23 protein-coding genes are annotated in these 26,781 nt (G+C 68.7%); 10 read left to right on the forward strand and 13 right to left on the reverse strand.

Features of this window, described 5'->3' with window-relative positions; translation table 11 throughout:
* Positions 1 to 88: 88 nt before the first annotated feature.
* The 8 genes from holA to GEMRO_RS34015 all read right to left on the reverse strand — a co-directional run bounded on the left by holA (position 89) and on the right by GEMRO_RS34015 (position 8,218).
* A complete protein-coding gene (holA, locus tag GEMRO_RS27550) occupies positions 89 to 1,120 on the reverse strand; it encodes a DNA polymerase III subunit delta (RefSeq protein ID WP_051328684.1) in 1,032 nt (343 codons plus the stop codon).
* On the reverse strand, positions 1,117 to 1,656 hold the full coding sequence (lptE, locus tag GEMRO_RS32325; RefSeq protein ID WP_051328685.1) for an LPS assembly lipoprotein LptE: 540 nt from the start codon (positions 1,654 to 1,656) through the stop codon (positions 1,117 to 1,119). Before lptE ends, holA begins: the two co-directional genes overlap by 4 nt.
* Complete coding sequence (gene leuS / locus GEMRO_RS0104505) at positions 1,656 to 4,217, reverse strand: leucine--tRNA ligase (protein WP_027133057.1); 2,562 nt, start codon at positions 4,215 to 4,217, stop codon at positions 1,656 to 1,658. Before leuS ends, lptE begins: the two co-directional genes overlap by 1 nt.
* Before the next feature lie 53 nt (positions 4,218 to 4,270).
* On the reverse strand, positions 4,271 to 4,786 hold the full coding sequence (locus tag GEMRO_RS0104510; RefSeq protein WP_240476594.1) for a DUF3576 domain-containing protein: 516 nt from the start codon (positions 4,784 to 4,786) through the stop codon (positions 4,271 to 4,273).
* A gap of 153 nt (positions 4,787 to 4,939) precedes the next feature.
* A complete protein-coding gene (locus GEMRO_RS0104515) occupies positions 4,940 to 5,512 on the reverse strand; it encodes a hypothetical protein (RefSeq protein WP_027133059.1) in 573 nt (190 codons plus the stop codon).
* Positions 5,513 to 5,679: 167 nt separating this feature from the next.
* Entirely contained in the window at positions 5,680 to 6,735 is a 1,056-nt protein-coding gene (locus GEMRO_RS0104520) for a porin (protein WP_027133060.1), read from the reverse strand.
* Positions 6,736 to 6,953: 218 nt separating this feature from the next.
* A complete protein-coding gene (locus GEMRO_RS0104525; RefSeq protein ID WP_084506535.1) occupies positions 6,954 to 8,006 on the reverse strand; it encodes a porin in 1,053 nt (350 codons plus the stop codon).
* Positions 8,003 to 8,218 (reverse strand): hypothetical protein, encoded by a 216-nt coding sequence (locus GEMRO_RS34015; protein WP_157505453.1) that lies wholly within the window; start codon positions 8,216 to 8,218, stop codon positions 8,003 to 8,005. Before GEMRO_RS34015 ends, GEMRO_RS0104525 begins: the two co-directional genes overlap by 4 nt.
* A gap of 42 nt (positions 8,219 to 8,260) precedes the next feature.
* Here GEMRO_RS34015 and GEMRO_RS0104530 point away from each other — a divergent pair, with 42 nt between their 5' ends.
* The gene (locus tag GEMRO_RS0104530; RefSeq protein WP_035484742.1) at positions 8,261 to 8,965 is read left to right on the forward strand and encodes a YggS family pyridoxal phosphate-dependent enzyme; all 705 of its coding nucleotides are present in this window, start codon (positions 8,261 to 8,263) and stop codon (positions 8,963 to 8,965) included.
* A 70-nt stretch (positions 8,966 to 9,035) separates the two neighbouring features.
* On the opposite strand, the gene GEMRO_RS0104535 is transcribed toward GEMRO_RS0104530, so the two are convergent.
* Both GEMRO_RS0104535 and GEMRO_RS0104540 read right to left on the reverse strand, forming a co-directional pair.
* A complete protein-coding gene (locus GEMRO_RS0104535; RefSeq protein ID WP_027133063.1) occupies positions 9,036 to 9,305 on the reverse strand; it encodes an RNA-binding S4 domain-containing protein in 270 nt (89 codons plus the stop codon).
* A 42-nt stretch (positions 9,306 to 9,347) separates the two neighbouring features.
* On the reverse strand, positions 9,348 to 11,876 hold the full coding sequence (locus GEMRO_RS0104540; protein ID WP_035484744.1) for a helicase-related protein: 2,529 nt from the start codon (positions 11,874 to 11,876) through the stop codon (positions 9,348 to 9,350).
* A 77-nt stretch (positions 11,877 to 11,953) separates the two neighbouring features.
* On the opposite strand from GEMRO_RS0104540, the gene GEMRO_RS27560 reads away from it, so the two are divergent.
* The 8 genes from GEMRO_RS27560 to GEMRO_RS0104585 all read left to right on the forward strand — a co-directional run bounded on the left by GEMRO_RS27560 (position 11,954) and on the right by GEMRO_RS0104585 (position 22,350).
* Positions 11,954 to 13,759, forward strand: coding sequence for an adenylate/guanylate cyclase domain-containing protein (locus GEMRO_RS27560; protein ID WP_035484746.1), 1,806 nt, complete (start codon positions 11,954 to 11,956; stop codon positions 13,757 to 13,759).
* 162 nt (positions 13,760 to 13,921) lie between these two features.
* Complete coding sequence (gene htpG, locus GEMRO_RS0104555; protein WP_027133065.1) at positions 13,922 to 15,835, forward strand: molecular chaperone HtpG; 1,914 nt, start codon at positions 13,922 to 13,924, stop codon at positions 15,833 to 15,835.
* A 146-nt stretch (positions 15,836 to 15,981) separates the two neighbouring features.
* The gene (locus GEMRO_RS0104560; protein WP_157505454.1) at positions 15,982 to 16,374 is read left to right on the forward strand and encodes a Rap1a/Tai family immunity protein; all 393 of its coding nucleotides are present in this window, start codon (positions 15,982 to 15,984) and stop codon (positions 16,372 to 16,374) included.
* Entirely contained in the window at positions 16,371 to 16,607 is a 237-nt protein-coding gene (locus GEMRO_RS0104565; RefSeq protein WP_051328687.1) for a hypothetical protein, read from the forward strand. The genes GEMRO_RS0104560 and GEMRO_RS0104565 overlap by 4 nt, the downstream gene beginning before the upstream one ends.
* Positions 16,608 to 16,758: 151 nt before the next feature.
* Positions 16,759 to 18,249 carry an NAD-dependent succinate-semialdehyde dehydrogenase gene (locus GEMRO_RS0104570; protein WP_027133068.1) on the forward strand — a complete coding sequence of 497 codons (1,491 nt, stop codon included), beginning with the start codon at positions 16,759 to 16,761 and terminating at the stop codon, positions 18,247 to 18,249.
* 36 nt (positions 18,250 to 18,285) lie between these two features.
* Positions 18,286 to 19,680 (forward strand): glutathione-disulfide reductase, encoded by a 1,395-nt coding sequence (gorA, locus tag GEMRO_RS0104575; protein WP_027133069.1) that lies wholly within the window; start codon positions 18,286 to 18,288, stop codon positions 19,678 to 19,680.
* Between the two features lie 30 nt (positions 19,681 to 19,710).
* Entirely contained in the window at positions 19,711 to 21,081 is a 1,371-nt protein-coding gene (locus GEMRO_RS0104580; protein ID WP_027133070.1) for a class II 3-deoxy-7-phosphoheptulonate synthase, read from the forward strand.
* A gap of 54 nt (positions 21,082 to 21,135) precedes the next feature.
* Positions 21,136 to 22,350: a nicotinate phosphoribosyltransferase gene (locus GEMRO_RS0104585; RefSeq protein ID WP_027133071.1), complete on the forward strand. Its 1,215-nt coding sequence runs from the start codon at positions 21,136 to 21,138 to the stop codon at positions 22,348 to 22,350.
* 18 nt (positions 22,351 to 22,368) lie between these two features.
* Here GEMRO_RS0104585 and GEMRO_RS27565 read toward each other — a convergent pair whose 3' ends face one another.
* The 3 genes from GEMRO_RS27565 to GEMRO_RS0104600 form a co-directional block, all read right to left on the reverse strand.
* Positions 22,369 to 23,949, reverse strand: coding sequence for an MFS transporter (locus GEMRO_RS27565; RefSeq protein ID WP_084506537.1), 1,581 nt, complete (start codon positions 23,947 to 23,949; stop codon positions 22,369 to 22,371).
* Complete coding sequence (locus tag GEMRO_RS0104595) at positions 23,942 to 24,412, reverse strand: SRPBCC family protein (protein ID WP_035484748.1); 471 nt, start codon at positions 24,410 to 24,412, stop codon at positions 23,942 to 23,944. The genes GEMRO_RS27565 and GEMRO_RS0104595 overlap by 8 nt, the downstream gene beginning before the upstream one ends.
* A gap of 113 nt (positions 24,413 to 24,525) precedes the next feature.
* Positions 24,526 to 25,461 carry an SMP-30/gluconolactonase/LRE family protein gene (locus GEMRO_RS0104600; RefSeq protein WP_027133073.1) on the reverse strand — a complete coding sequence of 312 codons (936 nt, stop codon included), beginning with the start codon at positions 25,459 to 25,461 and terminating at the stop codon, positions 24,526 to 24,528.
* Between the two features lie 173 nt (positions 25,462 to 25,634).
* On the opposite strand from GEMRO_RS0104600, the gene GEMRO_RS0104605 reads away from it, so the two are divergent.
* Complete coding sequence (locus tag GEMRO_RS0104605) at positions 25,635 to 26,777, forward strand: sensor histidine kinase (RefSeq protein WP_027133074.1); 1,143 nt, start codon at positions 25,635 to 25,637, stop codon at positions 26,775 to 26,777.
* Positions 26,778 to 26,781 lie beyond the last annotated feature (4 nt).

Genomic DNA, 26,781 nt, shown 5'->3' on the forward strand with positions numbered 1-26,781 from the left:
CGGACGTTGCCGATGCTAATGCCTTTTCATGACCATAGAAATCGCCCCTGGATCGGGAAAGACCAGTCAGGGCGATTCGCGCGGCTTCTCACGGACCGGAAACGCCGCGCAGCCTCGGGTCGCACAGCACGAACAGGACCCGCTCCACCAGTTCGCGCCGGGGCGGGCCTCCCTCGCTCTTCAGGCGCAGGTCGAGCTCCAGCAATTCCCGCATGCCGCGCTGGGCCGCGCGGGCCGGCCAGCGGCCGAGGGCGCGCTTCCAGGGGTCGCGGATCTTCCAGAACAGGCTGGCCACTACCTGGTCGGCGGGAGTCCCGGCATCCAGCTGCGCGCGCATCCGGATCAGACGCCCGAATGCCGCGATCAGCCGGTTCACGATCTGGATCTCGTTGCCGCCCTCGGCCAGGAGCCGCTCCAGGCCGCCCGAAAGCGAGGCGGCGTCACCCGTCAGCACATCCAGGATCAGGTCGTCCAGGGTCAGCGTTCCGGAATCGGCGATCACCGCGCGGACGTCCTGGACCGTCACCTTGCCGCCGGAAGCGCCGCCGACATAGAGGGCCAGCTTCTCGATCTCGGCCATGGTGACGGCGCGATCGGCGCCGAGCGACGCAGCCAGGGCCTGCATCGCATCCCGGTCGGCCTGCAGGCCGTGCCGGTGCAGTTCCTGGCGCAGCACGTCGTCCAGGCCCTTTCCCTCGTCGCGATAGCACGGCAGGGCGGCGGCGCCCGGCGCCTTCTCGATCGCCTTGCGCAGGTCCGACGAGCCCGGCAGGTCGCCACCTTCCAGAAGGATGAAGCTTTCCTGGGACGGCAGCTTGAGAAGGTCGCGCAGGGCGACCTTGAGCCGGTCGTCGGCATCCCGCACCCGCACGGCGCGCCGGCCGCCCAGGAGCGACATGCTCTGCGCCTCCTCGACAAGAAGGCGGGGATCGGCCGCGATCTGCTCGGCCGCCAGGTCGCCGACCTTGAACGGGTCCTTCGGATCGCCGACCAGCCGCTCCAGCAGCGCCTCGATCCGCTGCACGACCACGCCGCGGTCGGGGCCATAGACGAGGAAGGTCGAGATCCCCGCATCGGGCTTGGCCAGGAACGCGTCAATGCGCTTGGCCTGGACGATCACGAAACCGTCTCGGCCGGACCCACCTTCTGCTCGCGGAAGAAGACCGCGATCAGGGTCGCGATCTGGCGTGAGGCCTCGACCGCGGCACGCCGCTCGGCATCCTCCTCGGCGACCTGGGTCGAGTAGGGCTCCTGGCTCACATTGTAGCTGGCGATGCGGCGGACCCGGTTGCGATAGACGGGGGCGCCGTCGCTGCGCCGGTTCAGGCTGAACACCGCATCAAGGATCAGGTCATAGCGGGTGATGGTGGTGTCGAGCTGGATCGCCAGCGCCTTGGTGGTCCGGCCGAGCGAGATCAGCAGGTCGTACTCGGTCGGCACCGACAGCATGGAAGGATTGAGGTCGTCGGCCAGCGCCGCCTTGAGCCACTGGCCAAGCCGGCCGTGCGGCACGGTCACCTCCACCGCCGCCGTGTCCGCCAGGACGTCCTCCCCTCCCGCGGCATCACCATAGAGCGGCTGGAACCCGCATCCCGCCAAGGCCAGGACGGGGGGCAAGGCCAGCAGGACGCGCCGCCGGAGGATCGGACCCGCCATCACACCACCACGTTCACGATCTTGTCGGGCACCACCACGATCTTCTTCAAGGGCCGGCCCTCCATGGCCCGGATCGTGCCGGGCTCGGCCAGCGCCGCCGCTTCGACCACGGCACGATCGGCGCCCTTGGCCACGCGAATCTCGCCGCGCCGCCTGCCGTTGACCTGGATCGGCAAGGTGATCTCGTCGCTGCCGGCCAGCGACATGTCCGGCGCCGGCCAGGGCGTCTCCGCCAGGAGCGTGGCATGGCCCAGCGCTTCCCAGGCCTCCTCGGTCACGTGCGGGATCATCGGATTGAGCAGGCGCACCAGGGTCTCGATCGCCTCACGCAGCACCGCCGGGGCGGGATCGCCGCGCTTGATGTGGCTTTCGATCGTGTTGTGCAGCTCGCGCAGCAGGGCGACCGCCTTGTTAAAGTGGAAACGCTCGATCGACTGGGTGACCCCGTCGATCGTCGCGTGCACGGCCCGGCGCAGCTCCAGGTCCGCGCCGGCGGCGGCGGACGGATCCGCTCCGGCCTCGCCCAGCCGCTCCCGGGTCTCCTCGACCAGCCGCCACAGGCGGTTCAGGTAGCGCCACGCCCCGTCGATGCCGCCGTCGGTCCATTCCAGGTCGCGGTCCGGCGGGCTGTCGGACAGCATGAACAGCCGGGCGGTGTCGGCGCCATAGGCCTGGATGATGTCGGTGGGGTCGATGGTGTTGAGCTTGGACTTGCTCATCTTCTCGACCCGGCCGGCCTTGACCGGCCGCTCGCCATCGACCGTCACCCAGTCCCCGGCCTCGTTCTTCCGGACCTTGCCCGGCTCCAGCCAGGCGCCGTTCTCGTCCTGGAAGGTCTGGTGGTTGATCATGCCCTGGGTGAACAGGCCCTGGAACGGCTCCTCCACCGAGAGATAGCCGACCTTCTTCATCGCGCGGGCATAGAAGCGCGAATAGAGCAGGTGCAGCACGGCATGCTCGACGCCGCCGATATACTGGTCGACCGGCAGCCAGTAATCGACCTCCTCCTTGCGGCAGGGGCCGTCGTCGTAGTGGGGCGAGCAGTAGCGTGCGAAATACCAGGACGATTCGACGAAGGTGTCCATCGTGTCGGTTTCGCGGGTGGCAGGCCGGCCGTCCGGCAGGGCCGTGTGCTTCCAGGTCGGGTGCAGGTCGAGCGGATTGCCGGGCCTGGAGAAGTCGACGTCCTCGGGCAGGGTCACCGGCAGCTGATCGCGCGGCACCGGCACCACCGTGCCGTCCTCGGCATAGAGCACCGGGATCGGGCAGCCCCAGTAGCGCTGCCGGGACAGGCCCCAGTCGCGCAGGCGGAACTGGACCTGGCGCTCGCCGACTTCCATCTCCTCCAGCCGGTCGATCACCGTCTTCTTGGCAGTCGGCACGTCCAGGCCGTCCAGGAATCCGGAATGGAACAGCCGTCCGTCGTCGGTGTAGGCCTCGTCGCCGATGGTGAAGCTGGCAGGGTCGGCCCCCTCGGGCAGAACCACCGGCAGGACCGGCCGGCCGTACTTGCGGGCGAACTCCAGGTCGCGCTGGTCATGGGCCGGGCAGCCGAAGATCGCCCCGGTGCCGTAGTCCATCAGCACGAAGTTCGCGACATAGACCGGCAGCAGCACGTCCGGCAGGAACGGGTGCCGGGCCTTCAGGCCGGTGTCGAAGCCCTTCTTCTCGGCCTTCTCCAGCGCCTCTTCGGACGTCCCGAGCAGCTTGCACTCCTCGGCGAACGCCTTCAGGCTCGGGTTCGTTTGTGCAATTTCCTCGGTCAGCGGGTGATCCGGGGCGATCGCCAGGAACGAGGCGCCGAACAGGGTGTCGGGCCTGGTGGTGTAGACCACCAGAGGCTCGTCCCGCCCCTCGATGCTGAAGCGGACCCTGGCGCCCTCGGAGCGGCCGATCCAGTTCTGCTGCATCAGCCGGACCTTGTCCGGCCAGCGGTCCAGCTTCTCCAGGCTGTCCAGCAGGTCCTGGGCGTAGTCGGTGATCTTGAAGAACCACTGGTTCAGCTTGCGCCGCTCGACCGGGGCGCCGGAGCGCCAGCCTTTGCCATCGATGACCTGCTCGTTGGCGAGCACGGTGTGGTCGACCGGGTCCCAGTTGACCCAGCTCTCCTTGCGGTAGACCAGGCCGGCCTCGAGGAAGTCGAGGAACATCGCCTGCTCGTGCTTGTAGTAGTCCGGCGAGCAGGTGGCGATCTCGCGCGACCAGTCGAGCGACAGGCCCATGGTCTTCAGCTGGGCGCGCATCTCGGCGATGTTGTCGTAGGTCCACTTGGCCGGATGGATGCCGCGCTTGATCGCCGCCCCTTCCGCCGGCAGGCCGAACGCGTCCCAACCCATGGGATGCAGGACGTTGAACCCCTGCGCGCGCTTGTAGCGCGCCACCAGGTCGCCCAGCGTGTAGTTGCGGACATGGCCCATATGGATGCGCCCCGAGGGATAGGGAAACATCTCCATGGCGAAGAACTTGGGCTTGGTCTTGTCGACGCGCGCCTCGAACAGGCGGCGGTCTTCCCAGACCTGCTGCCATTTCTGTTCGGCGGCACGCAACGAGTATCGCGACATGGCGGAAGCTTATCCGGTCGAAGGAAGCGGGAGAAACGAGAGGTCCGGCGCGACTACTCGCTGTTGGCGGCGATCCGGAGCTGACGGGCACGGGTAAGGATGCGGTCCTCGAGGGCGGTCGCCGTCTGGGGGTCCACGGCCGCATCGAGCCATTCGCCACCCTCGGAGCGGGCCTGGCGCCAGACCGAGACCTTCACGCCGTCGGCGCGGAGGGTCTTGTCGCGGATCAGCACCTGCAGCTTGAACCGCTCGCTGGGCGCCTCGGCCGGCTGGTACCAGTCGGTGGTGATCAGGCCGCCGAACGGATCGGCGCTGGCGACGGGCATGAAGTCGATCGTGTCGAGCGAGGCGCGCCACAGATAGTTGTTCACCCCGATGCCGCCGGCATCCTCCTGGCGCGCCTTCGCTTCGCGGGAACGGGAGCCGTACAGGGTCAGGCCGTCGCCGCCGAAGATCGTGCCGGTGTCCTCGCGCCGACGCGCCTCATCGGGCTCCCACGGGCCGGCCTCGGATGGCGGCTTGGCCGGAGTCGCATCGGTGCATCCGGCCAGCACAGCCAGGAGAAGCAAGGTCGTCGATGATTTGCGCACGTTGCGAGCCCGAGTCCGCGATGATCCGAGGGGCGCTCTGAGGTCCCCTCTCCCCGGGGCGACCATAGCACGGTGCCGGGGAATCGCCAGTACAGGCAATGTTCCGGGCGCGATCTGCCAGCGCCCGCCGGCTCAGAAGCTCAGGCGGATGCCCAGCCGGCCAGCGGCGTCGCCCTGGGGCTGGCTGTCGGAGCCGCCGGTGAGCGCCAGATCGCCTTCCAGCGTCAGCCAGGACCACGCGGCCAGGTCGGTGCTCAGCAGCATCGTGGACCGGGTATCGCCGACCGGAGTCTCGGTCTCGGCAAGCGCCAGGCGCGCGGTAACCGCACCGTAGCCGATGCCTGCTCCCACCATCTCGGTGTGGAAGCCGCCATCGTTCAGGCGGAGCACGCTGCTGTTGAAGGTCCAGTCGTTCCAGACCAGCGCGCCGCCCAGCACGAAATCTTCCGACATGGCCCTGGAAGGGGCCGCGCCCGTGCGCGGCTGCACGGCAACCTCCAGAGGAGCTGCCGAGAGATCGAAGCGGAGCCGATCGGTGGAACTGCCGCGCGGGGTGAAACCGAAGCTCATCGTGGCCGGACGATCGCCCTCCACGCCCGCATCACCGGCACCGCCCACATAGCCGCCGGGCACCAGGTCCGCCGCAGAAGCAAGCTGCGTCGTCCCGATCAGCACAACCATGCCGGCAACCAGCAGCCGCCACATTCCAGACACTCCGATGACCCAGCCACCCTGGCTGGCCATGATAAGATTTCGCCGTCTCGGTCACTTTGCCAGGGGGCTGGCCACAGTGCGAGGAAGAAACAAAAAAACTGCGGCGGGGTGGTACCCCGCCGCAGCATTCCCAGATGACCGGCCCCGAAGGGCCTGGATCAGAACTGGATGTCGATCGCCACCAGGCCGGCGAAGTTCTCGTCGGCGCCCGGCAGGTCGGTGTCGTACAGGCCGATGTCGGCCAGCAGCGAGACGCCCGGCATGATGCCCATGGTCGCGGAAGCGACGATGGCGGTCGGGTCGGTGTCGTTGGTGACGCCACCCACGGTCGCGTCGCCGCTGGCGGTCGAGTACTCGAGGCTCAGCTGCGCCGGACCGAAGGCGCCACCGACGCCGACGTTCCAGAAGTCGACATCCGGGGTGTCGCCACCGCGGTAGCCGTACGAACCAGCGACGTTGAAGCCGCCGAAGCCGACCGACACACCACCGGCCAGACCGTTGGTGTCCTCGTTGTCCGGACCGACCTTGGCGGTCGCACCGGTGACCGAGGCCAGGATGTCGACGCCGGAGAAGGCACCCTTATAGGTGACCGCACCTTCGACGTGCTGACGACCACCGCCGTCGGAGTCGTCGTTCTGGCTGATCAGGCCGCCGGCATCATCGTCCGGAGCGAACGACACGCCAGCCTGGAAGCCGGCGATCTCGGGGGTGTAGTACACCACCTTGGTCGCCGCGCCGCTCAGCGGAACGACATAGGTGTAGATCGGGTTGTCGAAGGCGGGGTTGAAGTCGCCGTCGACACCGCCGGTACCGGCAGCGATCGTGCTGGAGATGACCTTCGAGTTATCGGCCGGGCCGACCTCGTTACCCACACGGACTTCACCCCAGCCGCCGCGGATGAACAGCCAGCCGCGGTCGACGAACTGGCTACGGCCGTTGTCGAGACGCAGACGGAAGCGTCCGCCGTACTCCATCAGGCTGCCGTCGTCCTTGCCGCGGACGTCCACGAACAGACGGTTGTTCGAGTACATCCCGTAGCCGGGATCGTTGCCGCTGAGGGAGTCGTTCTCGCCGAACACCACGCCAGACCGGAACTGACCCGACAGGGTGATGTCGAGCGCGCCACCCGGCATCACCTCGGCCGCGTTGGCGGCACCCGAAGCCGCGACAACGCCTGAGGCCACGCCGGCCAACAGGAGGGTCTTGATCCTCATATCTATCCTTCCTTCTCGAACTAGCGCGACCTTTTGAACCGGACCGGAGGTCCCGACCAAGGTCCTATCCGATTAACCGGACGACCTGCACGGCCCAGTCGCCGAGGGAGTAGTTGCCCACCGCGACTGCACGCCTCAACTCGTTTCGGAGCCTCGTCCCGGGGTAGCGTCGACCGTGCGACATTAGTGCAACATGCCTGTCCCGCGCCCAGACCCGCCTAGAAGTCGATCCGCATTTGCAAAAGGCCAGCAATGTAGTCGCCTGATGTATCGGGATCTGCGTATTCAACATCATTCCGAAAAGACACACCGGGCATCAGCTTAATTGTTGTGGAGAATATCACAATGTCCGGATCGACATTGCCTTCGGATGATGCTCCATATTCCGTGCTTAGCGAAAGAGGACCATGCTTCCAGCCAATCCCGACGTTCCAGTAGTCTAGATTTTCTCCATCTTCATCACCAGTACCGTACGAGCCAGCCATTCCCCAGTCCGAGTATTCCAGCAGGAAACCGGCGGATATGCCATTCACGTCGTTTCCGCTCGTTTCGTTCTTTCCAGCGGTGGCGACCACCGCCACGCCGAAGCCGAGCGGACCGGTGGTTCCGTCATAGCGCACGCCACCTTCGAGCATGTTCTTGGTGTCGCCGTCCGAATCGTCGATCGACGATATCAGGCCGTTCGCGCCGGTATCGGGGGTGAACGACAGGCCGGCCTGCAGCCCGCCGAAGGTCGGCGTCAGGTAGTTGATCTTGGTGGCCTGTCCGGAAGGGGCGAGTTCGTAGCGGACGATCTGGCCGGGCTGGTCTCCGTCCATGCCGCCGGTGCCGGCGGCGATGCTGAACGAGCCGATCACGAAGGGAAGATCGTCGTCGGTGACACCCTTCTGGTTGCCGAACTGTACCTCGCCATAGCTGCCGCGCAGGTAGAGGTAGCTGCGGTCGACCAGGTTGGTCCGGCCATTGTCGAGACGCAGGCGGAAGCGCCCGCCATATTCGGTCTGGCTGGCGTCGTCCTTGCCGCTGACCAGGATCTCGAAGCGGTGGTCGGTGCTGAAGCCGTAGCCCGGATCCGACCCGGACAGGACCTCGTCACCGCCGAACACGAAGCCGGAACGCAGCGATCCCTTGAGCTTAATGTCGAGGTCACCGCCCGGGCTGATCTCCGCTGCGCTGGCAGATCCCGCCGCGGAAGCAAGGGCTAGGGGGGCCACGCAGAAGATCCACTGGATACGCATTGCAAGTCCTATGCTGTGCATCGGGCTGGTCATCGCCGCTCGGTCGAGATGAGGTTGCCCGGCAGGGATTGGCAGAGCGTGCCGTCGCCCAGCCCGCAAGGGGTGGCCAGATCCAGCACATCAGCGGACGCCAGCCTTGCCGGAGACCGCGAGCCGCCGATGACGTTCCTGTGCGCAATGGTAGAAACCATCACGACGACTGCGGCGGGATTGCGTTTTTTGCCGTGGCACGACATGTCGGCCACCTGGAGGAACCGAGTGCCGCCCGCCTCCGGCCGAGGAGACCCATGAACAACGATCTGTCCGCCACCTCCGCCGTCGAGGCTGCCCTGGCCGACGTCCGCAGCCGCATCGCGGAGGCGGCGACCACGGCCGGCCGCGATCCCGAGGAGGTCACCCTGGTCGCGGTCAGCAAGGTCCAGCCGGCCGAGCGGATCGAGGCGGCGCTGCAGGCGGGGCAGCGGGTGTTCGGCGAGAACTACGTGCAGGAGGCCAAGGGCCGCTGGCCGGCCCTGCGCGAGCGGTTCGGGGGCATCGAGCTGCACCTGATCGGGCCGTTGCAGACCAACAAGGCCGGCGAGGCCGTGGCGCTGTTCGACGTGATCCAGACGCTCGACCGGGACAAGCTGGCCCGCGCCCTGGTCAAGGAACGGGAGAAGCAGGGCAGCCTGCCGCGCCTCTACGTCCAGGTGAACACCGGCGAGGAGCCGCAGAAGGCAGGCATCCTGCCAGGAGATCTCGACCGGTTCCTCGCCCTGTGCCGCGACGAGCTCGGCCTGTCGATCGAGGGACTGATGGCGATCCCGCCGGAGGGAGACGACATCGCCCCGCATGCCGCCCTCCTGGCCAAGTTCGCCAAGCGACACGGCGTCGGCAAGCTCTCGATCGGGATGAGCGCCGACTACGAGACGGCGATCCGCTTTGGCGCCACCCATGTCCGGGTCGGCTCCGCCATCTTCGGCGCCCGTCCTCCCAAGGCGCCGGCCGGATGATCGGGCAGGCTGGTCGCTTCCCGGTTGCGGCTCCGGCCCGACCGGCTGACCGGCCGGGCCGGGCGGCCGATCAGCCGGTCGGAAGTTCCTGGTAGTGTTCGCGCGCCTCGGTGAAGGGCCCGCGGCGCTTGGGCATCGCCAGGACCCGGACCACCTTGATGTCCCGGCCCTGCGGCAGGGTCAGCACCATCCCGGTGCGCACTTGAAGGTGGGACTTGGTGACCACGCGTTCATCGACGCGGACCCGGCCCTTCTGCACCAGCTTCTGGGCGTCGGAGCGGCTCTTGCAGAACCGCGTATGCCAGAGCCACATGTCCAGTCTCAGCGCTTCGTCGTGCAAGTTGCCTCCTCTTCACCGGTCTCCCACCGGTTCTCCTGATCCTCAACTGCTTCCCGCGACCAGAGTTCGCAGCACCGCGAACGGCGAATCGCTGCGTCCCGCCCGGGCGGCGCGCTTGCGTTCGACCGGATCCGGCCGCCGCCGCTTGCGCATGCGCACCAACCTGCGCGCATCTCCCTCCATCACGCAGGCGAAACCCAGCCCCGCGGCCACCGCGACCAGTTCGTCGAGCTTCAGGCCAGCTTCCGCGGCGAGATCGCCCGGCAGGTCGAACAGCCGGCTCTGCCGGGCTCGGCCGCGCAGCTGCGCCGCCAGCCGCTCGGCCACGTCCAGCCGGACCGCCACCTCGCCGAACCGGGCAAAGCCCAGGGCCGCCAGCGTGTCCTGGGAAAGGTCCGGCACGTCGCGCCAGGTGGTGGCCCCCTCCGGCGGCAAGGGGCATGGCCGCCCCGTCCAGACCCTGGCCAGCACGGCGATCACCGCCCGCGCGCGCGGGCGCATCAGGTCCGGCAGGAACAGCCATTCGACGCCCATCCGGACGCCCAGCCGGGCCAGGGCCTTGCGGTCCGCGTCGCTGAGCGGGGCGGAGACGCTCTCGACCCGGTCGATCCGGATCGCTCCCATCCCTTCCACCAGCGCATAGGCGACCCCGCGCACCGCGCCGCTCAGCGCGGGATCGTCGCTGGCGGTCCTCAGACGCTCGATCCTGCCGACGCCGCGGGCGAGCCAGCGGCTCAGCCGGTGGCCGAGTTCCCCTGCCACCCGGTCGCGCAGGTCGCCCCGCAGCTCCGGGCTGAGCTTGGGCCGCACCGACGGGCGCAAGGGCGCCCCGCCCGGCACCAGCGTGCCCACCAGGGCACCCTGCCAGCGCACCGACCCGTCCGCCTCGAAGCGGATGTCCGGCTCCGGCGCCTCGATCATCTGGCCGACGCGCTTCTCCAGGGCCGGCCGCAGCGCCCGGCGCGCGGCGGCGCCCAACGCCTTGCGCGCCAGATCCGCCTCGCCCGGCAGCGGCGTGAAGTCGAGGCCCTCGATGGTCCCGACCGGATGGCCGTCCACCGCCAGGGCGCCGTCCGGATCCACCGTCGCCGGCAGGTCGTCATGCTCGCGCAGGGAGCGCAGCAGGGCGGTGGTGCGCTTGTCGACGAAGCGCTGCATCAGCCGCTCGTGCAGCGCGTCGGACAGGCGGTCCTCCACGGCGCGCGCCCGCTCCTGCCAGTGGGCCGCGTCGCGGAACCATTCCTGGCGATGCGACAGGTAGGTCCAGGTGCGGATGTGCGACAGCCGGCCCATCAGGGTCTCGATGTCGCCGTCCATCCGGTCGATATGGTCGATGGTCCGCGCCACCCAGTCCGCCGGGATGACCCCTTCGGGCCCGGTCAGGTGGCGGTAGATCGTGCTGAGCAGATGGAGATGGCTCTCGGCCAGGATCTTGGAGAAGTCCGGGGTCTGACAGACGCTCCACAGGAGCCTCACCCGATCCGGCCGGTCGGCGATGTGGCGGATCTCGTCGCGCGCCGACAGCATGTGCAGGGAGCGGTCGTCCAGCGCGTCGCGCACCTTCCACAAGGCGCCCCGCATCGCGGGATCGGGCGGTTCGGCGTCCAGGGAACGCAGCAGGCCCTGCAGGGAGCGGAAGTCGAGCGCGGAATTGCGCCAGCGCAGCGCCTTGAGCGGCGGGAAGCTGTGGGTCTCCACCGCCTCGACGATCCGCTCGTCCAGTTCGCCCACGCCGTTGGTGGTGCCGAACGTGCCGTCGGCCATGTGGCGCCCTGCCCGCCCGGCGATCTGCCCGACCTCGGTGGCGGCGAGCTTGCGGCGCTCGCGCCCGTCGAACTTGTGCAGGGCCGCGAAGCCGACATGGGTGAGGTCCATGTTCAGCCCCATACCGATCGCGTCGGTGGCGACCAGGTAGTCGACCTCCCCCGCCTGGTACATCGCGACCTGGGCGTTGCGGGTGCGCGGGCTGAGCGAGCCCATCACGATCGCTGCCCCGCCGCGCTGGCGGCGGATCACCTCGCCCAGCGCGTAGACGTCGGCCGCCGTGAAGGCGACGATCGCCGAGCGGCGCGGCAGCCGGTGCAGCTTGGTCTCGCCGGCATGGATCAGGGTCGACATGCGCGGCCGGGCGATCAGCACCGCGTCGGGGATCAGGCGCTTGATCAGCGGCTTGATCGTGTCGGAACCCAGGAAGATCGTTTCGTCCAGGCCGCGGGCATTGAGCAGGCGGTCGGTGAAGACATGGCCGCGCTCCCAGTCGGCGCAGAGCTGGATCTCGTCCACGGCAAGGCAGCCGACCGGGCGGTCCAGCGGCATGGCCTCGACCGTCGCGACCACGTACGGCGCTTTGTCGCTGCCGATCTTCTCCTCGCCGGTCACCAGCTGTACTGCATCTGGACCGCGCTGTTTCACGATACGGTCGTAAATCTCACGGGCCAGCAGCCGGAGAGGGAGACCGATCATGCCGGAACGGTGCGCGAGAAGACGCTCGATCGCGAAGTGCGTCTTTCCGGTATTGGTCGGCCCGAGGACCGCCAGGATGCGCGAGGATGATTGGCGCATCGAGCTCATGACCAGGAAGATTCCTCTCTCCGCGGCCGATTGCAAGAGGACGCGACAGCAAATGCGCATCGGGGAATGACCGCCGGATGACGATCGCCCACCCTTTCGCTTTCCGCTTCGACGGCCCCCGGGCCAAGGTATGGACGGCGCTGGCCGATACGGCACGCTTCAACGAGGCGTCCGGCCTGCCCGCCCACCCGGTGGTCGACGCCACCGCCGCGGACGGGAGCCGCATCTTTAGGGCCAAGGCCCGGCTCGGGCCTCTGAACCTGTCCTGGACCGACCTGCCCGCCAACTGGGTGAAGGAGCGCTGGTTCGAGCATGACCGGCTGATCGACAACGGCCCGCTCGCCCGGTTCCGGGTCACCCTGACCCTGGAAGAGGACGGCGACGGCTGCTGGGCGCGCTATCTCTACGAGGCGGAGCCGCGCGGCATGGCCGGCCGGATGCTGCTCGCCACCGGCTTCCTGGAGCGCCTGGGACGCCATGCCCTCAAGATGTGCGCGCGGGTCGCCCGGTTCGTGCGCGACGAGGCAGCCGATCCGTTCGACCTGCCTTCGCCCACGCTCGAGCCGCGCGCCCTGGACCAGATCGAGCGCCGCCGGCTGGACCTGCTGGCCGCAGGCCATCCCGCCGAGGTAGTCGACGCCCTGGCGGCCCTGGTCCGGGAGGGAGGCGAGAACGACGTGCGGCGGATCCGTCCCCTGGCCCTCGCCCGCAAGCAGGGCCTGGAGCCGCGCGCCACGGTCACCGCCTGCCTGGACGGCGCCAGGCGCGGCCTGCTCGACCTGTCCTGGGACCTGCTCTGCCCCCGCTGCCGCGCCGCCAAGCTCCAGGCGACCTCGCTCGACCAGTTGGCGGCCGAGGCGCACTGCGACACCTGCGCGATCCGCTACGACCGCGATTTCAGCCGCAACGTGGAGGTGACCTTCCGCCCGGCCGCCGGCCTGCGCACGCTCGTGGGCGGAGAGTTCTGCCTGCTGGGCCCGATGAGCACGCCCCACATCATGGCGCACATCACTCTCCAGCCCGGGCAGGACCGCAGGATCGAGGTCGAGCTGCCGCCGGGCACCTACCGGGCCCGCACGCTGGAACCCGGCCCGGAGATCCTGTTCGACCATGAGGGCGGGCCGCTGCCGGCCATCGAGCTTGCCGAGGGCGCCGTGGCGCTGGGTCCCGCCTCCCCGGATGGCCAGCTCGCCTTGTCCAACCGGGCGGCACGCCCACTGCTGGCGGTGATCGAGCAGCGCGACTGGGTGCGCGACGCGCTCACCGCCGACCGGGTCGCCGCCACCCAGGCGTTCCGGGACCTGTTCTCCGACCAAGTCCTGCGTCCGGGCGACGAGGTCGGCATCGCGCGGGTCGCCGTCCTGTTCAGCGACCTGGCCGGATCGACCGCGCTCTACCAGAAGATCGGCGAGGCGGCGGCGTTCCGCCGGGTCCGGGAGCACTTCGCCTGGCTGCAGCAGATCGTGCGCGAGCATGACGGGGCGATCGTCAAGACGATCGGCGACGCGATCATGGCCGCCTTCGCCGATCCGCTGAACGCGGTACGCGCCGCGGTGGCGATCCAGGCGAGCACCTTGGAGCTGAACCCCGACGGGGTCCCCCCACTGGCGCTGAAGATCGGCGTCCATGCCGGCCCCTCGATCGCGGTCACGCTCAACGAGCGCCTGGACTATTTCGGCTCGACCGCCAATCTTGCCGCGCGCCTGCAGTCGATCGCGGGGCCGGGAGAGGTGGTGGTCTCGGCAGCCCTGGCGGACGATCCCACCATCAGCGAGCTGGTGGCGCCGATCACCATCGAATTCGCCACGGTGCGTTTGCGCGGCTTTGTCGAGCCGGTTCCCTGCCTGCGCCTGATGCCCGTCCCGCTTGCCGGCTCCGGCTGAGACCTCCGGGCGAGGCCCTGGCGGGGGAAGGCCGGCCCTGGCGCTGCGCCCGATCTGCAACCTCCACCCGGCCCGATCGCGCCCCAACCTTGCACAACAGGGGGCGACGCCCCAGATGGCTCGGCAGCCGGGCCCACCCTAACCGACTGAAACAGCAAGGCGATGAGCGACACGATGCAGCCGTTCGAGGCCGATGTCGGCCGTGTTCTCGATCTGGTGATCAACTCCCTCTACAAGGACCGCGAGATCTTCCTGCGGGAACTGATCTCCAACGCCTCGGATGCCTGCGACAAGCTCCGGTACGAAAGCCTGAGCCGGCCGGAGCTGCTCGGCACCGATCCCGATCTCGAGATCACCATCCTGGCCGACGCGAAGAACGGCCTGCTTACCATCGCCGACAACGGCATCGGCATGTCCCGCGAGGAGCTGGCCGAGAACCTGGGCACCATTGCCCGCTCAGGGACCGCCCGGTTCGCGGAGCTGCTCACCGGCGACGCCAAGAAGGACGTCGACCTGATCGGCCGGTTCGGCGTCGGCTTCTACTCGGTGTTCATGGTCGCCGACAAAGCGGTGGTGACCTCCAGGCGGGCTGGCGAGAGCTCCGCCTGGGTCTGGGCCTCCGACGGCCGCAGTGGCTTCGCCATCGAGGAGTCGCCGACCGAGGCGCTCAAGCGGGGCACCGCGATCACCCTGCACCTGAAGGACGACGCCAAGGAGTTCCTGGAGGAATGGACGCTGCGCCGGATCGTGCGCACCCATTCCGACCATGTGGCGATGCCGATCCGCCTGCGGCTGATCAAGGCCGACCAGGAAGGCGACGAGCCCTCGGCCCCTGAGCAGATCAACGAGGGCTCGGCCCTGTGGACCCGGCCGAAGTCGGAAATCACCGACGAGCAGTACAAGGAATTCTACCACCACGTCTCGCACGCCTTCGACGAGCCGTTCGCGCGGGTGCATTTCACCGCCGAGGGCCTGCTCGAGTACACCGGCCTGCTGTTCGTGCCTTCCACCCGGCCGTTCGACCTCTACGACCCGCGCCGCGCCCATGGCGTGAAGCTCTACGTCAAGCGGGTGTTCATCACGAGCAGCATGGAGAACCTGCTGCCGCGCTACCTGCGCTTCGTGTCCGGCGTCATCGACAGCCAGGACCTGCCGCTCAACGTCAGCCGCGAGACCCTGCAGCAGGGCAGCGTGGTACCCAAGATCCGCAAGGCGATCGTCCGCCGGATCCTCGACGAGCTGAAGAACAAGGCCAAGGCCGAGGACAAGGAGGCCCAGGACAGCTACCTGGCGTTCTGGGGCAATTTCGGCGCTGTCCTGAAGGAAGGCCTCTACGAGGACCAGGAGAACCGCGAGCGGCTCCTGGAGCTGGCCCGGTTCCGCTCGACCCATTCCACCGACGGCTGGGTCTCGCTCGACGAGTACGTGGCGCGGATGAAGCCCGGCCAGGAAGCGATCTACGTGATCGCCGGCGAGAGCCAGGCGGCCCTGCGCAACAGCCCGCAGCTGGAGGAGGCCCGCGCCAAGGGCGTCGAGGTCCTGCTCCTGGACGACCAGGTCGACCCGTTCTGGCTGGAGCAGGTCACCAGCCATGGCGGCAAGCCGGTCAAGTCGCTGGCCAAGGGCGACGTGGACCTTTCCGCCGTGGAGAAAGACACGAACGAACCCGAGAAGGCCGAGGAACAGGCCGCGGACCAGGGCGACCTGGGCCGGCTGATCGCCAAGCTGAAGGTCGCCCTGGGCGATCAGGTCTCCGACGTGCGGGAAAGCAAGCGGCTGCGCCAGAGCGCCGTCTGCTTGGTTGCCGGCGACGACGCGATGGACATGCGGCTGGAGCGGTTCCTCAAGAGCCACAACCAGCTGGACAGCCTGACCAAGCGGGTCCTGGAGCTGAACCCCCGCCACGACCTGGTCCGTCGCCTGGCGACCCTGGCCAAGGACGACAATCCCGACTTCAACGACCTGGCGGAGCTGCTGCTCGACCAGGCGCGGATCGTGGAAGGCGAGACCCTGCCCGACCCGGCGGCGTTCGGCCGCCGCATGTCGACCTTCGTGGCGCGCGGTCTGGCCGGCTGATGGTAGTCCCGGCGCCCGGGCACCGGCCTCTGGCCTTCGGGTCGGCCGGGCGGTCCGGGATGGCCGGCTGCCCGGCCACGGCCTATATGCTTGGACGCCGGGCAGCGGGCGAAGACGCCTTTCAGGGCGGAAGGGAGCGACCGGGAATGCGCAGACTATGGGCGGCAGGCATGATCCTGGCGGCAGCTTCCGGCACAGCCGGGGCCGCTCCAGTCGACACCGAAGCCTACCGGATGCGGAGCTTCCAGGACCTGGTGGCGGTGTGCGGCGCCGAGGAAGTCGAGGCCGCGCAGTTCTGCCGGGGCTGGCTGGTCGGCAACGGCAGCCTCTATGCCTCGCTGGTGGAGGCCCAGGCGATCAAGCCCTGGGCCTGCGCCCAGCCGGTGCCCAGCCTCGACGAGATCCGCCGGGCGATCGTCGCCTATGGCCGGAGCAACCCGCAGACGGGCAGCCAGACGGCCGTGGACGGCTTCTGGCGTGCCGCGGCCTCGATCTGGCCGTGTGACCCCCGTCCCCTTCACGAAGGAACAGGACCATGACCAGGCTTCACCGGATCGGCGCGGTCGCGATGCTGCTGGCGGGGCTGGGTGTCGCCGGCTGCGCGGTCGACCAGACCACCGGCAAGCGGACCGCCACCGGTGCTGCTACCGGCGCTGCCGCCGGCGCGGTGGTCGGCCTGTTCGGCGGGAACTGGCTGGGCTCGGTGGGCATCGGCGCCCTTTCCGGCGCCACGTCCGGCTTCGTCTACGACCAGATCCAGAAGGCTGACTGAGCCAGACGCCCCGCGCCGCCTTTACCGGGCGGACAGGCTCCCTATATCCTGAGGACCGCGTCGCTCTCGGGCGACGCATCGCATTTCTGCGCTCCGACGGGCCGGACGCTCGAAGGAAGACGCCAAAGCGGGTTCGGGAGCTCGAGAGACGATGGCAACTGCCCTGAAAGACATCCGCAACCTGTTGCGCGACCCGTCGCTCTTCAAGGAGCAGGCCTATGTCGGCGGCCAGTGGATCGGCGCCGACAGCGGCAAGACGATCGACGTGTCCGATCCCGCCACCGGCGAGCGCCTCGGCAGCATTCCCGACATGGGCGAGGCGGAGACCCGCCGGGCGGTCGAGGCCGCCGATGAGGCCTTCAAGAGCTGGAAGCAGAAGACCGGCAAGGAGCGCAGCCAGATCCTGCGCAAGTGGTACGACCTCCTGATCGAGAACCAGGAGGACCTCGCCATCATCATGACCCGCGAGCAGGGCAAGTCGCTCACCGAGAGCCGCGGCGAGATCGTGTACGGCGCCTCCTTCCTGGAATGGTTCGCCGAGGAGGCCAAGCGCATCTACGGCGACCTCGTCCCGCAGACCATAGCGTCGCGCCGCATCATGGTGATGAAGCAGCCGGTCGGCGTGTGCGGCATGATCACGCCCTGGAACTTCCCGAACGCGATGATCACCCGCAAGTCGGCGCCAGGCCTGGCGGTCGGCTGCACCGTGGTCGTCAAGCCCGCGACCTATACCCCCTTCTCCGCCCTGGCGCTGGCCGAGCTGGCCGAGCGCGCCGGCTTCCCGCCGGGCGTGTTCAACGTGGTGACGGGCTCGGCGCGCAAGATCGCGGGCGAGCTGACCGAGAACAAGAAGGTCCGCAAGATCTCGTTCACCGGCTCCACCGAGGTCGGCAAGATCCTGCTCAAGCAGTGCGCCGATACGGTGAAGAAGGTCAGCATGGAGCTGGGCGGCCACGCGCCGTTCATCGTGTTCGACGACGCGGACATCGACGCCGCGGTGCAGGGCGCGCTCGCCTGCAAGTTCCGCAATGCCGGGCAGACCTGCGTGTGCACCAACCGGATCTACGTCCAGGCCGGCGTGTATGACGAGTTCGCCAAGAAGTTCGCCGAGGCCGCGGGCGCGCTGAAGGTCGGAAACGGCATGGAGAGCGGCACCCAGATGGGCCCGCTGATCGAGCCCGCCGCCCTCGACAAGGCCGAGGAGCACGTCAAGGACGCGGTCGCCAAGGGTGCCGCGGTGCTCACCGGCGGCGAGCGCCACCAGCTGGGTGGGCTGTTCTTCCAGCCGACCGTTCTGTCCGCCTGCAACATGGACATGCAGATCGCGCGCGAGGAGACCTTCGGGCCTGTGGCACCGCTGTTCCGCTTCGAGACGGAAGAGGAGGTGATCGCGCTTGCGAACGACAGCGACTACGGGCTCGCCGGCTACTTCTATGCCCGTGACCTCGGCCGGGTGTTCCGGGTTGCCGAGGCGCTGGAGGTCGGCCTGCTCGGCGTGAACGACGGCGTGATCGCCACCGAGGTCGCTCCGTTCGGCGGGGTGAAGCAGTCCGGGCTTGGCCGGGAAGGCAGCAAGTACGGCGTCGACGACTATCTGGAACTGAAGTACGTCAGCCTCGGTGGGATCGGCGTCACCCCGTAAGCCCACCCAAGATCCCCCAAGCGCGAGGTAGAGGCATTGAGCCAGCTCGACCTGTTCGTGATCGGTGGTGGGTCGGGCGGCGTCGCCTGTGCACGCCGCGCCGCTTCCCATGGCGCCAAGGTCGCGCTGGCCGAGGACTCGCGCCTGGGGGGTACCTGCGTCATCCGCGGCTGCGTGCCCAAGAAGCTGATGCATTACGGGGCGGGCGTGCCGCACGAGCTGGCGATGGCCCGGGACATGGGCTGGTCGTTCGGCGAGGTCCGCCATGATTTTCGCGGCTTCCTGGAGGCGCGCAACCGCGAGATCGCCCGGCTCGAGGCGATCTACCGGGGCATGCTCGACGGCGCCGGGGTCCAGGTGGTCAAGGCGCGCGCCAGGATCGCCTCCCGCCAGGCCGACGGCTTCATCGTCGATGCCGGCGGCGAGATGTTCAATACCCGCCGGGTGCTGGTCGCGACCGGCGCCACCCCGTTCTTCCCGGATGTGCCCGGGATCGAGCACGTGGTCAGTTCCGACCAGGTCCTGGAGAACGTCTACGACCTGCCCGGGCGGGTGGCGGTGATCGGGGCCGGCTATATCGGCGTGGAGCTGGCCTGCATCTTCAACGGGTTCGGCGCGCAGACCAGCCTGATCCTGCGCGGCGACGAGCCTCTGCGCGGCTTCGACGAGGATCTGCGCCGCCATCTCACCGACCAGATGCGCGCCTCCGGCCTGGAGATCCGCTCGCGCAGCGTGGTGGAGCGAATCGAGCGCGCCGGCGACGGCCTGCGCCTGCACGGCATCGAGCCGGCGCTCACCGTGGACATGGTGGTCTACGCCACCGGCCGCCGTCCGCAGCCCAAGACCCGCGGCATCGGCCTGGAAGAGCTCGACGTCCGGATGGACCACGAGGGCGCCATCTGCGTGGACGAGGCCTACCAGAGCAGCGTGCCGGGCGTGCTGGCGGTGGGTGACTGCTCCGACCATGGCGGCAACGGCATCGACAGCGGCCAGCACGACCTGACCCCGGTCGCGATCGCCGAAGGACGGGCGATCGCCGAGCGGCTCTACAACGACCGCATCCAGACCGTCCGCTACGACACCATCCCGACCGCGATCTTCTCGGCCCCCGAGGCATCCTCCTGCGGGATTTCGGAGGTGCGCGCCCATGCCGAGGGCTACGACGTCGAGATCTTCAAGGCCAACTTCAAGCCGATGCGCACCACGCTCGGCCAGCATGCCCACCGGGTGTTCATGAAGCTGGTGGTCGACCGGAAGACCGACCGGGTGCTCGGCTGCCACATGGTCGGGCCGGATGCCGCCGAGATCATCCAGGGCTTCGCCACCGCGATGACGGCCGGTGCGACCAAGGCCGACTTCGACGATACGGTTGCAGTCCATCCGTCCGCGGCAGAAGAATTCGTCACGATGTACCAGCCCTTCAGAGGCTGACTTGTCATTCGAGGGCTAGGAGTAACGAACATGGCCGCGACCTGGACCCCGTCGAGCTGGCGCTCGAAGACCGCCCAGCAGATGCCGACCTTTCCGGACGAGGCCGTCCTTTCCGAGGTCGAGGGCCAGCTTGCGGGCTATCCTCCGCTTGTCTTTGCCGGCGAGGCGCGCGAGCTGACCCAGAAGCTCGGCGACGTCGCCGAGGGCCGGGCCTTCCTGCTGCAGGGCGGCGATTGCGCCGAGGCGTTCGCCGATTTCACCGCCGACAAGATCCGCGACACGCTGCGCGTCATCCTGCAGATGGCGGTGGTGCTGACCTTCGGCTCCGGCCTGCCGGTGGTGAAGCTCGGCCGGATCGCCGGCCAGTTCGCCAAGCCTCGCTCCGCCCCGGACGAGACCATCGATGGCGAGACGCTGCCTGCCTATCGTGGCGACATCGTCAACGGGCTGGCCTTCCAGAAGGACCAGCGGACGCCTGATCCGAGGCGCCAGCTGCAGGCCTATTCCCAGGCCGCCGCCACCCTCAACCTGCTGCGCGCCTTCACCCAGGGCGGCTATGCCTCGCTCGACCGGGTCCAGGCATGGAACCTGGGCTTTGTCGGCAACAGCCCGGAAGGTGCTCGCTACCAGGACATGGCCGATCGGATCACCGAATCGCTGGCGTTCATGCGCGCCTGCGGGATCACCGACGCCAACAATCCCGAGATCCTGCGCACCAGCTTCTACACCAGCCACGAAGCGCTGCTGCTGGGCTACGAGCAGGCGATGACCCGGGTCGATAGCACCAGCGGCCGCTGGTACGACACCTCGGCGCATCTGGTCTGGATCGGCGACCGCACCCGCCAGCTCGACGGCGCCCATGTCGAGTTCTGCCGGGGCATCTCCAACCCGCTCGGCCTTAAATGCGGCCCCACAACCTCGGTCGACGACCTGCTCCGCCTGTGCGACACCCTCAATCCGGACAACAAGCCCGGACGCCTGACCCTGATCGCCCGGATGGGCCACGAGAAGGTCGACCAGCACCTGCCGCCGCTGATCCGGGCGGTCCAGCGCGAGGGCCGCAAGGTGGTCTGGGCGTGCGATCCCATGCACGGCAACACGATCAAGGCCGGCAGCGGCTACAAGACCCGGCCGTTCGACCGGATCCTGAGCGAGGTGCGCAGCTTCTTCGCAATCCACAAGAGCGAGGGCAGCCATGCCGGCGGCGTGCATCTGGAGATGACCGGACAGGACGTCACCGAATGCCTGGGCGGCGCCCAGGCGATCACCGAGGCCGGCCTGTCCGACCGCTACCACACCTATTGCGACCCCCGGCTGAACGCGCAGCAGTCGCTGGAGCTGGCGTTCCTGATGGCGCGGGCCCTGAAGGAAGAGCGCGAGCTGATGCGGGTCGCGAGCTGACCGGCGTCATGCCCTTTCCCGCCTGCCTCGGCCCCGCCGGCTAGGAGACCTGCGATGGCCCCCGACGAACCGGCGCCTCTGGGCGCCGCTCCTTCCACCGACCGCGAGCCAGCGAACGCCATGTCCGGACCAACGAACGGCGACATCGCCCGGTTCACCGACAAGTATTTCCTCCGTACCAAGGCGGTGGTGGACCATTTCGGGGACGTCCCCGTCACCTATGCGGTGTTCATGCGCCGTCCCGTCCTGTTCGCGCCCCGCCTGGCGCTGGACTGGCTGACCCGGGTGCTGGCCGATCGCGGGGTCGAGATCGAGATCGACCAGCGCTTCAAGGAAGGCGACTGGGTCGGGGCGGGCGAGCCGATGATGTACCTGTCCGGCTCCCTGGCAGGCCTGGTGGACCTGGAGACGATCCTCCTGCAGCGCCTGGGGCCCTGCTGCGTGGCAGCGTTCAACGCCTACAACATGTGCACCGACCTGCCGAAGGTCGGCTTCCTCGCCATGGACGCCCGCCACTGCGCCGGCGCCGAGATGGCCGAGATGATGGCGTACGCCGCTTCGGTCGGGTCGGCCGAGGCCAAGCGGCGGGCCGGGGCGGTGGGCTTCATCGGCAACGCGGTGGACGCCACCGCCCATTATTTCGGGCAGCCCCAGGGTACGGGCACCATGCCGCACGCCCTGATCGGCTATGCGGGCAGCACGCTGCGCGCTGCCGAGATGTTCCACGAGACCTTCCCCGACCTGCCGCTCACCGTGCTGGTCGACTATTTCGGCCAGGAGATCACCGACACGCTGGCGGTCTGCGCGCGCTTCCCCGATCTCGCTGCATCCGGCAACCTCGCCGTGCGGCTGGACACCCATGGCGGCCGCTTCATCGAAGGCCTGGACACCGCCGAATCCTATGCGGTCCTGGACCGCCATGTGCCCGAGGCGATTCGAACCTACCGCAATCATGACGAGCTGCGCTGGCTGACCGGCACCGGCGTCAGCGCCGCGGCGATCTGGTACATGCGCGAGCAACTGGACCAGGCCGGCTATCCCCGGGTGCGGATCATCGCCTCGTCCGGGTTCAGCCCGCAGAAATGCAAGCTGATGGCCTCGGTGCGCGCCCCGATCGACGTGGTCGGCACCGGCTCCTACCTGCCCGACCAGTGGACCGACACCTACGCCACCGCCGACGTGATCGCCTATGACGGGGTCAATCGGGTGAAGGTCGGGCGCGAGTTCCTGTTCCCGTCGCAGGGACGGAGCGGCGGCCGGCCCGGCTGAAGCAGCCGCCGCTCGTTCTCAGCCGGGCTCGACCGCCAGCGCCTCGGCCGCAACCTCGCCGGGGTGGCCGGACCCGGGTGGCCGAACCCGGCGGCGGAGCAGGATCGCAGCCAGGACCGCCGCGGCCAGCGCCATCGCCGCGCACAGGATCGAGGTCACGTCGATCGCCTGGGTGAAGGCGATGCGTGCGCTTGCCGCCAGATCGGCGCCCAGGGCCAGGGGCAGTTCCTCGGCCACCACCAGGGCGGCCGCCAGCGTGTCGCGTGCCGCCAGCGCCGCCTCGGGCGGGACGCCGGCCGGCACCGCATCGGCCATCCACCCGCGATAGGCCGCAGCGGCAATGCTGCCGAGCACCGCGATCCCCAGCGCCCCGCCCAGCTCGAAGCTGGTTTCCGAGATGGCCGAGGCGGCCCCTGCCCGCTCCGGGGGAACGGAGCCGATGATCAGATCGGTGGTGAGCGTCCCGACCGGGGCCAGGCCCAGGCAGAACAGCAGGAGGCCGGTCATCAGCACGGCCAGGGCATACGGGCCGCCGATCTGGGTCAGCACGGCGAAGCCCAGGGCGGAGACGAGCAGGCCGCCGCTGATCACCTGGCTCGGCCGGAACCAGCGCACCAGCTGCGGCGCCAGCATCGAACCCGCCACGAAGGCGATACCGGCCGGCGCCGACCATAGCCCTGCCTCCAGCGGGGACATGTCCAGGACCAGTTGCAGGTACTGCGCGGTGAACAGGAAGAAGCCGAACGCCGTGAACAGGGCCAGGAGGTTGATGCCGAGAGCTGCGCTGAAGGCGGCGGTACGGAACAGCGACATGTCGATCAGCGGGTCGGCGAGACGGCGCTGCCGGCGCACGAACAGGAGCCCCATGCCGAGTCCGACCGCCATGACCAGCACCGGCAGCCAGCCGAAGCCTTCTTCGGCAATGCGCTTCACGCCGAAGATCACCGCCAGCACGGCGAGCAGCGACATGCCCGCGCTGGTGATGTCCATCCTGCCGGCATGTTCGTCGCGATACTCGGGCAGCAGCACCGGCCCGACCAGGAGCAGCAGCACCATCACCGGCACCGCGACCAGGAAGACCGACCCCCACCAGAAGAACTCCAGCAGCACCCCGCCCACCACCGGACCGATGGCGCCGCCCGCCGAGAAGCTGGCGATCCACACCCCGATCGCGAAGGTCCGCTCGCGCTCGTCCAGGAACATGTTGCGGAGGAGCGAGAGCGTCGAGGGCGCCAGCGTGGCTCCCGCCAGGCCAAGCACCGCCCGGGCGAAGATCAGCATCTCGGCGCTGCTGGCGAAGGCGGCGAGCACGGAGGCCGCCCCGAACGCGGCCGCGCCGATCAGCAGCACCCGGCGGCGGCCGACCCGGTCGCCGAGCGTGCCCATGGTGATGAGCGAGCCCGCGACCAGGAACCCGTAGATGTCGACGATCCACAGGAGCTGGGCGGCGCTCGGCTGGAGGTCGGCGGTAAGCTTGGGCACCGCCAGGTTCAGGACGGTCAGGTCCATGGAATAGAGCAGGCAGGGCAGCGCCAGGACGGCCAGCCCGATCCATTCCCGCCGCGTTGCCTTGGGCCCGGGGACAGCGATCTCAGCCATGGCGGCAATGGTCCTCCAGCCGGTCGAAGGATTCGGCCCAGCCGTCGCGCTGCGCGTCGCGAAGCTGGATGCTCTCAAACGGTGCCTGGCGGAAGGTCATCCTCGTCCCTTCCTGCCGGTCGTCCAGATCGATCTCGACCAGCGTTTCCGGTCCCGCCTGGCTGTTCTCGATCCAGGACAAGGTGAAGGACAGCCGTCCAGGCGCTGTGATCTCGCAGAAGCGCCCGCGCATCCAGTGGTCGACCCCTTCGGGCGAGCGCAGGCAGGCACGCCAGGTTCCCTGCGGCCGGGGATCCATGCTGCAGACCGTGGCAATGTAGCCGTTCGGCCCCCACCAGCGCATCGCCAGCACCGGCCGCGTCCAGGCTTCAAAGATCCGGGCACGCGCGAAAGGGAAATGCCGGATCAGGCGCAGCCCGCATTCCGGCCGGCCAATGTCCCGGAGGCTTGCTTGCGCCGCCATCTCCCCGCTCCGTCTCCAGTGGTACAGCCCAAGCTCAAAACTAAACTGTCGAGTTTAGTTTTGAGCTTGTCTGGTACCTCTGACCGCCGGGGTTGGCAAGCGGGGACGGTGCCTCAGTTGTAGGCGAGCTTCAGGCCCGGCTCCGCCCAGGCCATGCGGACGAGCTTGCCGGTACCCGACAGGGTGACATGGGCGGTGCGCATGTCCGGGCCGCTGAAACAGATGTTGGTGACCCAGGGGTCGGGGAACTTGATCCGGTCCAGGATCCTTCCGTCCGGCGCGATCGTGGTGATCTCGCCGGTCACCAGCGTCGCCACGCAGATGTTGCCGGCAGCCGTGACCGCCAGGCTGTCGAACCGGGCGTAGCCAGGCATGGTGCAGAGCAGTCGGCCGCCATGCGGGCTCGGCCATTTCTCCTTGCGCAGCAGGCCCGGTCCCTCGATGTCCCAGGCCCACAGGCGCGCGGTCTCGGTCTCCGCGACATAGAGGGTACGCCCGTCGGGGGAGAGCCCGATGCCGTTGGCCCCTCCCGCCACCGGGTGGGCCGCCTCGATGATCCGGCTGCCATCGGCCGCCGCCCAGTAGACCCCGCCATGGTCGCGGTCGCGCGCGCGGCTCTTGCCGAGGTCGCTGAACCAGAAGCCCTGCTCCCAGCCACAGCCGGGCATGTCGAACACGATGTCGTTCGGGCCGCACAGGCGGTGCTCGCCGCAGCGGTCGTAAAGCGTCCGGATGGCGCCGGTCGCGGGGTCGACGGTCTCGATCCGCCCGCCTGCGTAATCAGGTGCCTGGCCGGCCGTGTGCAGGAAGCCGTCGTCTTCCTTCCAGGCGAACCCGCCATTGTTGCAGAGGTAGAGAAGGCCGCCCGGCCCCATCGCCAGCCCGTTCGGCCCGCCGCAGTCCGCCACCAGCACCGACTTGCCGCCATCCGGAGCCACCTTGGTGATCTGGCTGGAGGCGATCTCGACCAGCACGACCGAGCCGTCGGACAGCACCACCGGCCCTTCCGGAAAGCGCAGCCCGTCCGCCAGGATTTGTTGTTCGGTCATGCGTCGATGCTCCCTGCTTGTGGGGACCGCTCTAGCCCGGGGGCGTGGCCCCCGTGAAGGGTGTACACAAAGGAGACCTGCGGGAGCCTCCGTTCCTGCCATGCAACCCGACCCCTGGGGCCGGTGTTGCAAGCCTGGGTCCGGCGGCCTGCCGGCACAGGAGGAGGCGGCGCATGTCCAAGGAAGACGAGGTCCGAAAGCTGCGCCGCCACCAGCAGGTCCTTCTGGAACTCGCCAACCTCGCGACCGGCAAGGTCGGCGCGGGCAGTTTTTTCGACGTGGCGGTCAAGCTCGTCGCACGGGCCGTGGAGATCAACCACGTCAAGCTCATGCGCTACCGGGCGGTGAACGGCGATCTGCTGGTAGAGGCCGGGGTCGGGTGGCGACCGGGGGTAGTCGGCCATGCGACGTTCGATACCGACCTCGCCTCGCCGCCTGGGCGGACCTTCCAGACCGGCCAGCCGGTGGTCATCACCGACCTCGGACAGGACACGGAGTTCCGGATCTCGAATGTCCTGAGGGAACACGGGATCGTCTCGCTCCTGAACGTGCCCGTCCAGATCGATGGCGCCACCTGGGGCGTCGTCGAGGTCGACAGCACGAAGATCCGGGAGTTCAGCCCGGATACCGAGAACTTCCTCCTGGCTGTCGCCTCGATCATCGCGGCGGCGGTACGGCGCGAGAAGGTGGACCAGCAGCATGAGCAGGCTGTCGCGCAGGTTGCGCTCGAGGTGCGCCGTCACGAGGTGCTGCTGCACGAGATGCAGCACCGCATGAAGAACAACTTCCAGACCATCCTGTCGATGGTCGCGTTGCAGATGGCGCGCATGGAAGCAGGAAAGGATGTGCTGGCCAAGATCGCGGACAGCATCCGGGCGATGTCGCTGGCCCATGACCAGCTGGCGCCGACCCAGGGCGGCGAGCTGGTTCACCTGCCCACCTATCTGCGGGCGCTCACGAGGAACATCCAGAAGCCGCTGGATACGGTCACCATCGAGGTGAAGGTCGACGAGCTGAACCTGCCGATCGAGTATGCGGTGCCGGTCGGCCTGATCATCAACGAGCTCGTCACCAACAGCGTCAAGCACGCGTTCGACGAGAACGGCGGCACGGTTCAGGTCGAGCTGTGCGGCTTCGGTCAGGGCATGATCCGGCTGAAGGTCGCCGACAATGGCCGCGGAATCGACCCGAGCCGCCCGGGCGGCTCGGGCCTGAGGCTGATCGACGGGCTGGCCCGGCAGGTCCGCGGCCAGGTCGAGCGCGAGAGCGGCGGGAAGGGTACGACCACCTGCGTGAGCTTCACCCTTCCCCAATGACGCT

This window comes from Geminicoccus roseus DSM 18922 (genome assembly GCF_000427665.1).
Classification (GTDB): Bacteria; Pseudomonadota; Alphaproteobacteria; order Geminicoccales; family Geminicoccaceae; genus Geminicoccus; species Geminicoccus roseus.

What these genes read in the sequence shown, in the direction of transcription:
- GEMRO_RS0104585 (WP_027133071.1), top strand. Translation starts at nt 21,136, where the DNA reads ATGGCCCCCGACGAACCGGCGCCTCTGGGCGCCGCTCCTTCCACCGAC.
- GEMRO_RS27560 (WP_035484746.1), top strand. Translation starts at nt 11,954, where the DNA reads ATGACGATCGCCCACCCTTTCGCTTTCCGCTTCGACGGCCCCCGGGCC.
- GEMRO_RS0104530 (WP_035484742.1), top strand. Translation starts at nt 8,261, where the DNA reads ATGAACAACGATCTGTCCGCCACCTCCGCCGTCGAGGCTGCCCTGGCC.
- GEMRO_RS0104540 (WP_035484744.1), bottom strand. Translation starts at nt 11,876, where the DNA reads ATGAGCTCGATGCGCCAATCATCCTCGCGCATCCTGGCGGTCCTCGGG.
- GEMRO_RS0104525 (WP_084506535.1), bottom strand. Translation starts at nt 8,006, where the DNA reads ATGACCAGCCCGATGCACAGCATAGGACTTGCAATGCGTATCCAGTGG.
- GEMRO_RS0104605 (WP_027133074.1), top strand. Translation starts at nt 25,635, where the DNA reads ATGTCCAAGGAAGACGAGGTCCGAAAGCTGCGCCGCCACCAGCAGGTC.
- GEMRO_RS0104600 (WP_027133073.1), bottom strand. Translation starts at nt 25,461, where the DNA reads ATGACCGAACAACAAATCCTGGCGGACGGGCTGCGCTTTCCGGAAGGG.
- GEMRO_RS0104595 (WP_035484748.1), bottom strand. Translation starts at nt 24,412, where the DNA reads ATGGCGGCGCAAGCAAGCCTCCGGGACATTGGCCGGCCGGAATGCGGG.
- GEMRO_RS0104520 (WP_027133060.1), bottom strand. Translation starts at nt 6,735, where the DNA reads ATGAGGATCAAGACCCTCCTGTTGGCCGGCGTGGCCTCAGGCGTTGTC.
- GEMRO_RS0104570 (WP_027133068.1), top strand. Translation starts at nt 16,759, where the DNA reads ATGGCAACTGCCCTGAAAGACATCCGCAACCTGTTGCGCGACCCGTCG.
- GEMRO_RS0104560 (WP_157505454.1), top strand. Translation starts at nt 15,982, where the DNA reads ATGCGCAGACTATGGGCGGCAGGCATGATCCTGGCGGCAGCTTCCGGC.
- GEMRO_RS0104565 (WP_051328687.1), top strand. Translation starts at nt 16,371, where the DNA reads ATGACCAGGCTTCACCGGATCGGCGCGGTCGCGATGCTGCTGGCGGGG.
- htpG (WP_027133065.1), top strand. Translation starts at nt 13,922, where the DNA reads ATGAGCGACACGATGCAGCCGTTCGAGGCCGATGTCGGCCGTGTTCTC.
- leuS (WP_027133057.1), bottom strand. Translation starts at nt 4,217, where the DNA reads ATGTCGCGATACTCGTTGCGTGCCGCCGAACAGAAATGGCAGCAGGTC.
- GEMRO_RS0104580 (WP_027133070.1), top strand. Translation starts at nt 19,711, where the DNA reads ATGGCCGCGACCTGGACCCCGTCGAGCTGGCGCTCGAAGACCGCCCAG.
- GEMRO_RS27565 (WP_084506537.1), bottom strand. Translation starts at nt 23,949, where the DNA reads ATGGCTGAGATCGCTGTCCCCGGGCCCAAGGCAACGCGGCGGGAATGG.
- GEMRO_RS0104515 (WP_027133059.1), bottom strand. Translation starts at nt 5,512, where the DNA reads ATGTGGCGGCTGCTGGTTGCCGGCATGGTTGTGCTGATCGGGACGACG.
- lptE (WP_051328685.1), bottom strand. Translation starts at nt 1,656, where the DNA reads ATGGCGGGTCCGATCCTCCGGCGGCGCGTCCTGCTGGCCTTGCCCCCC.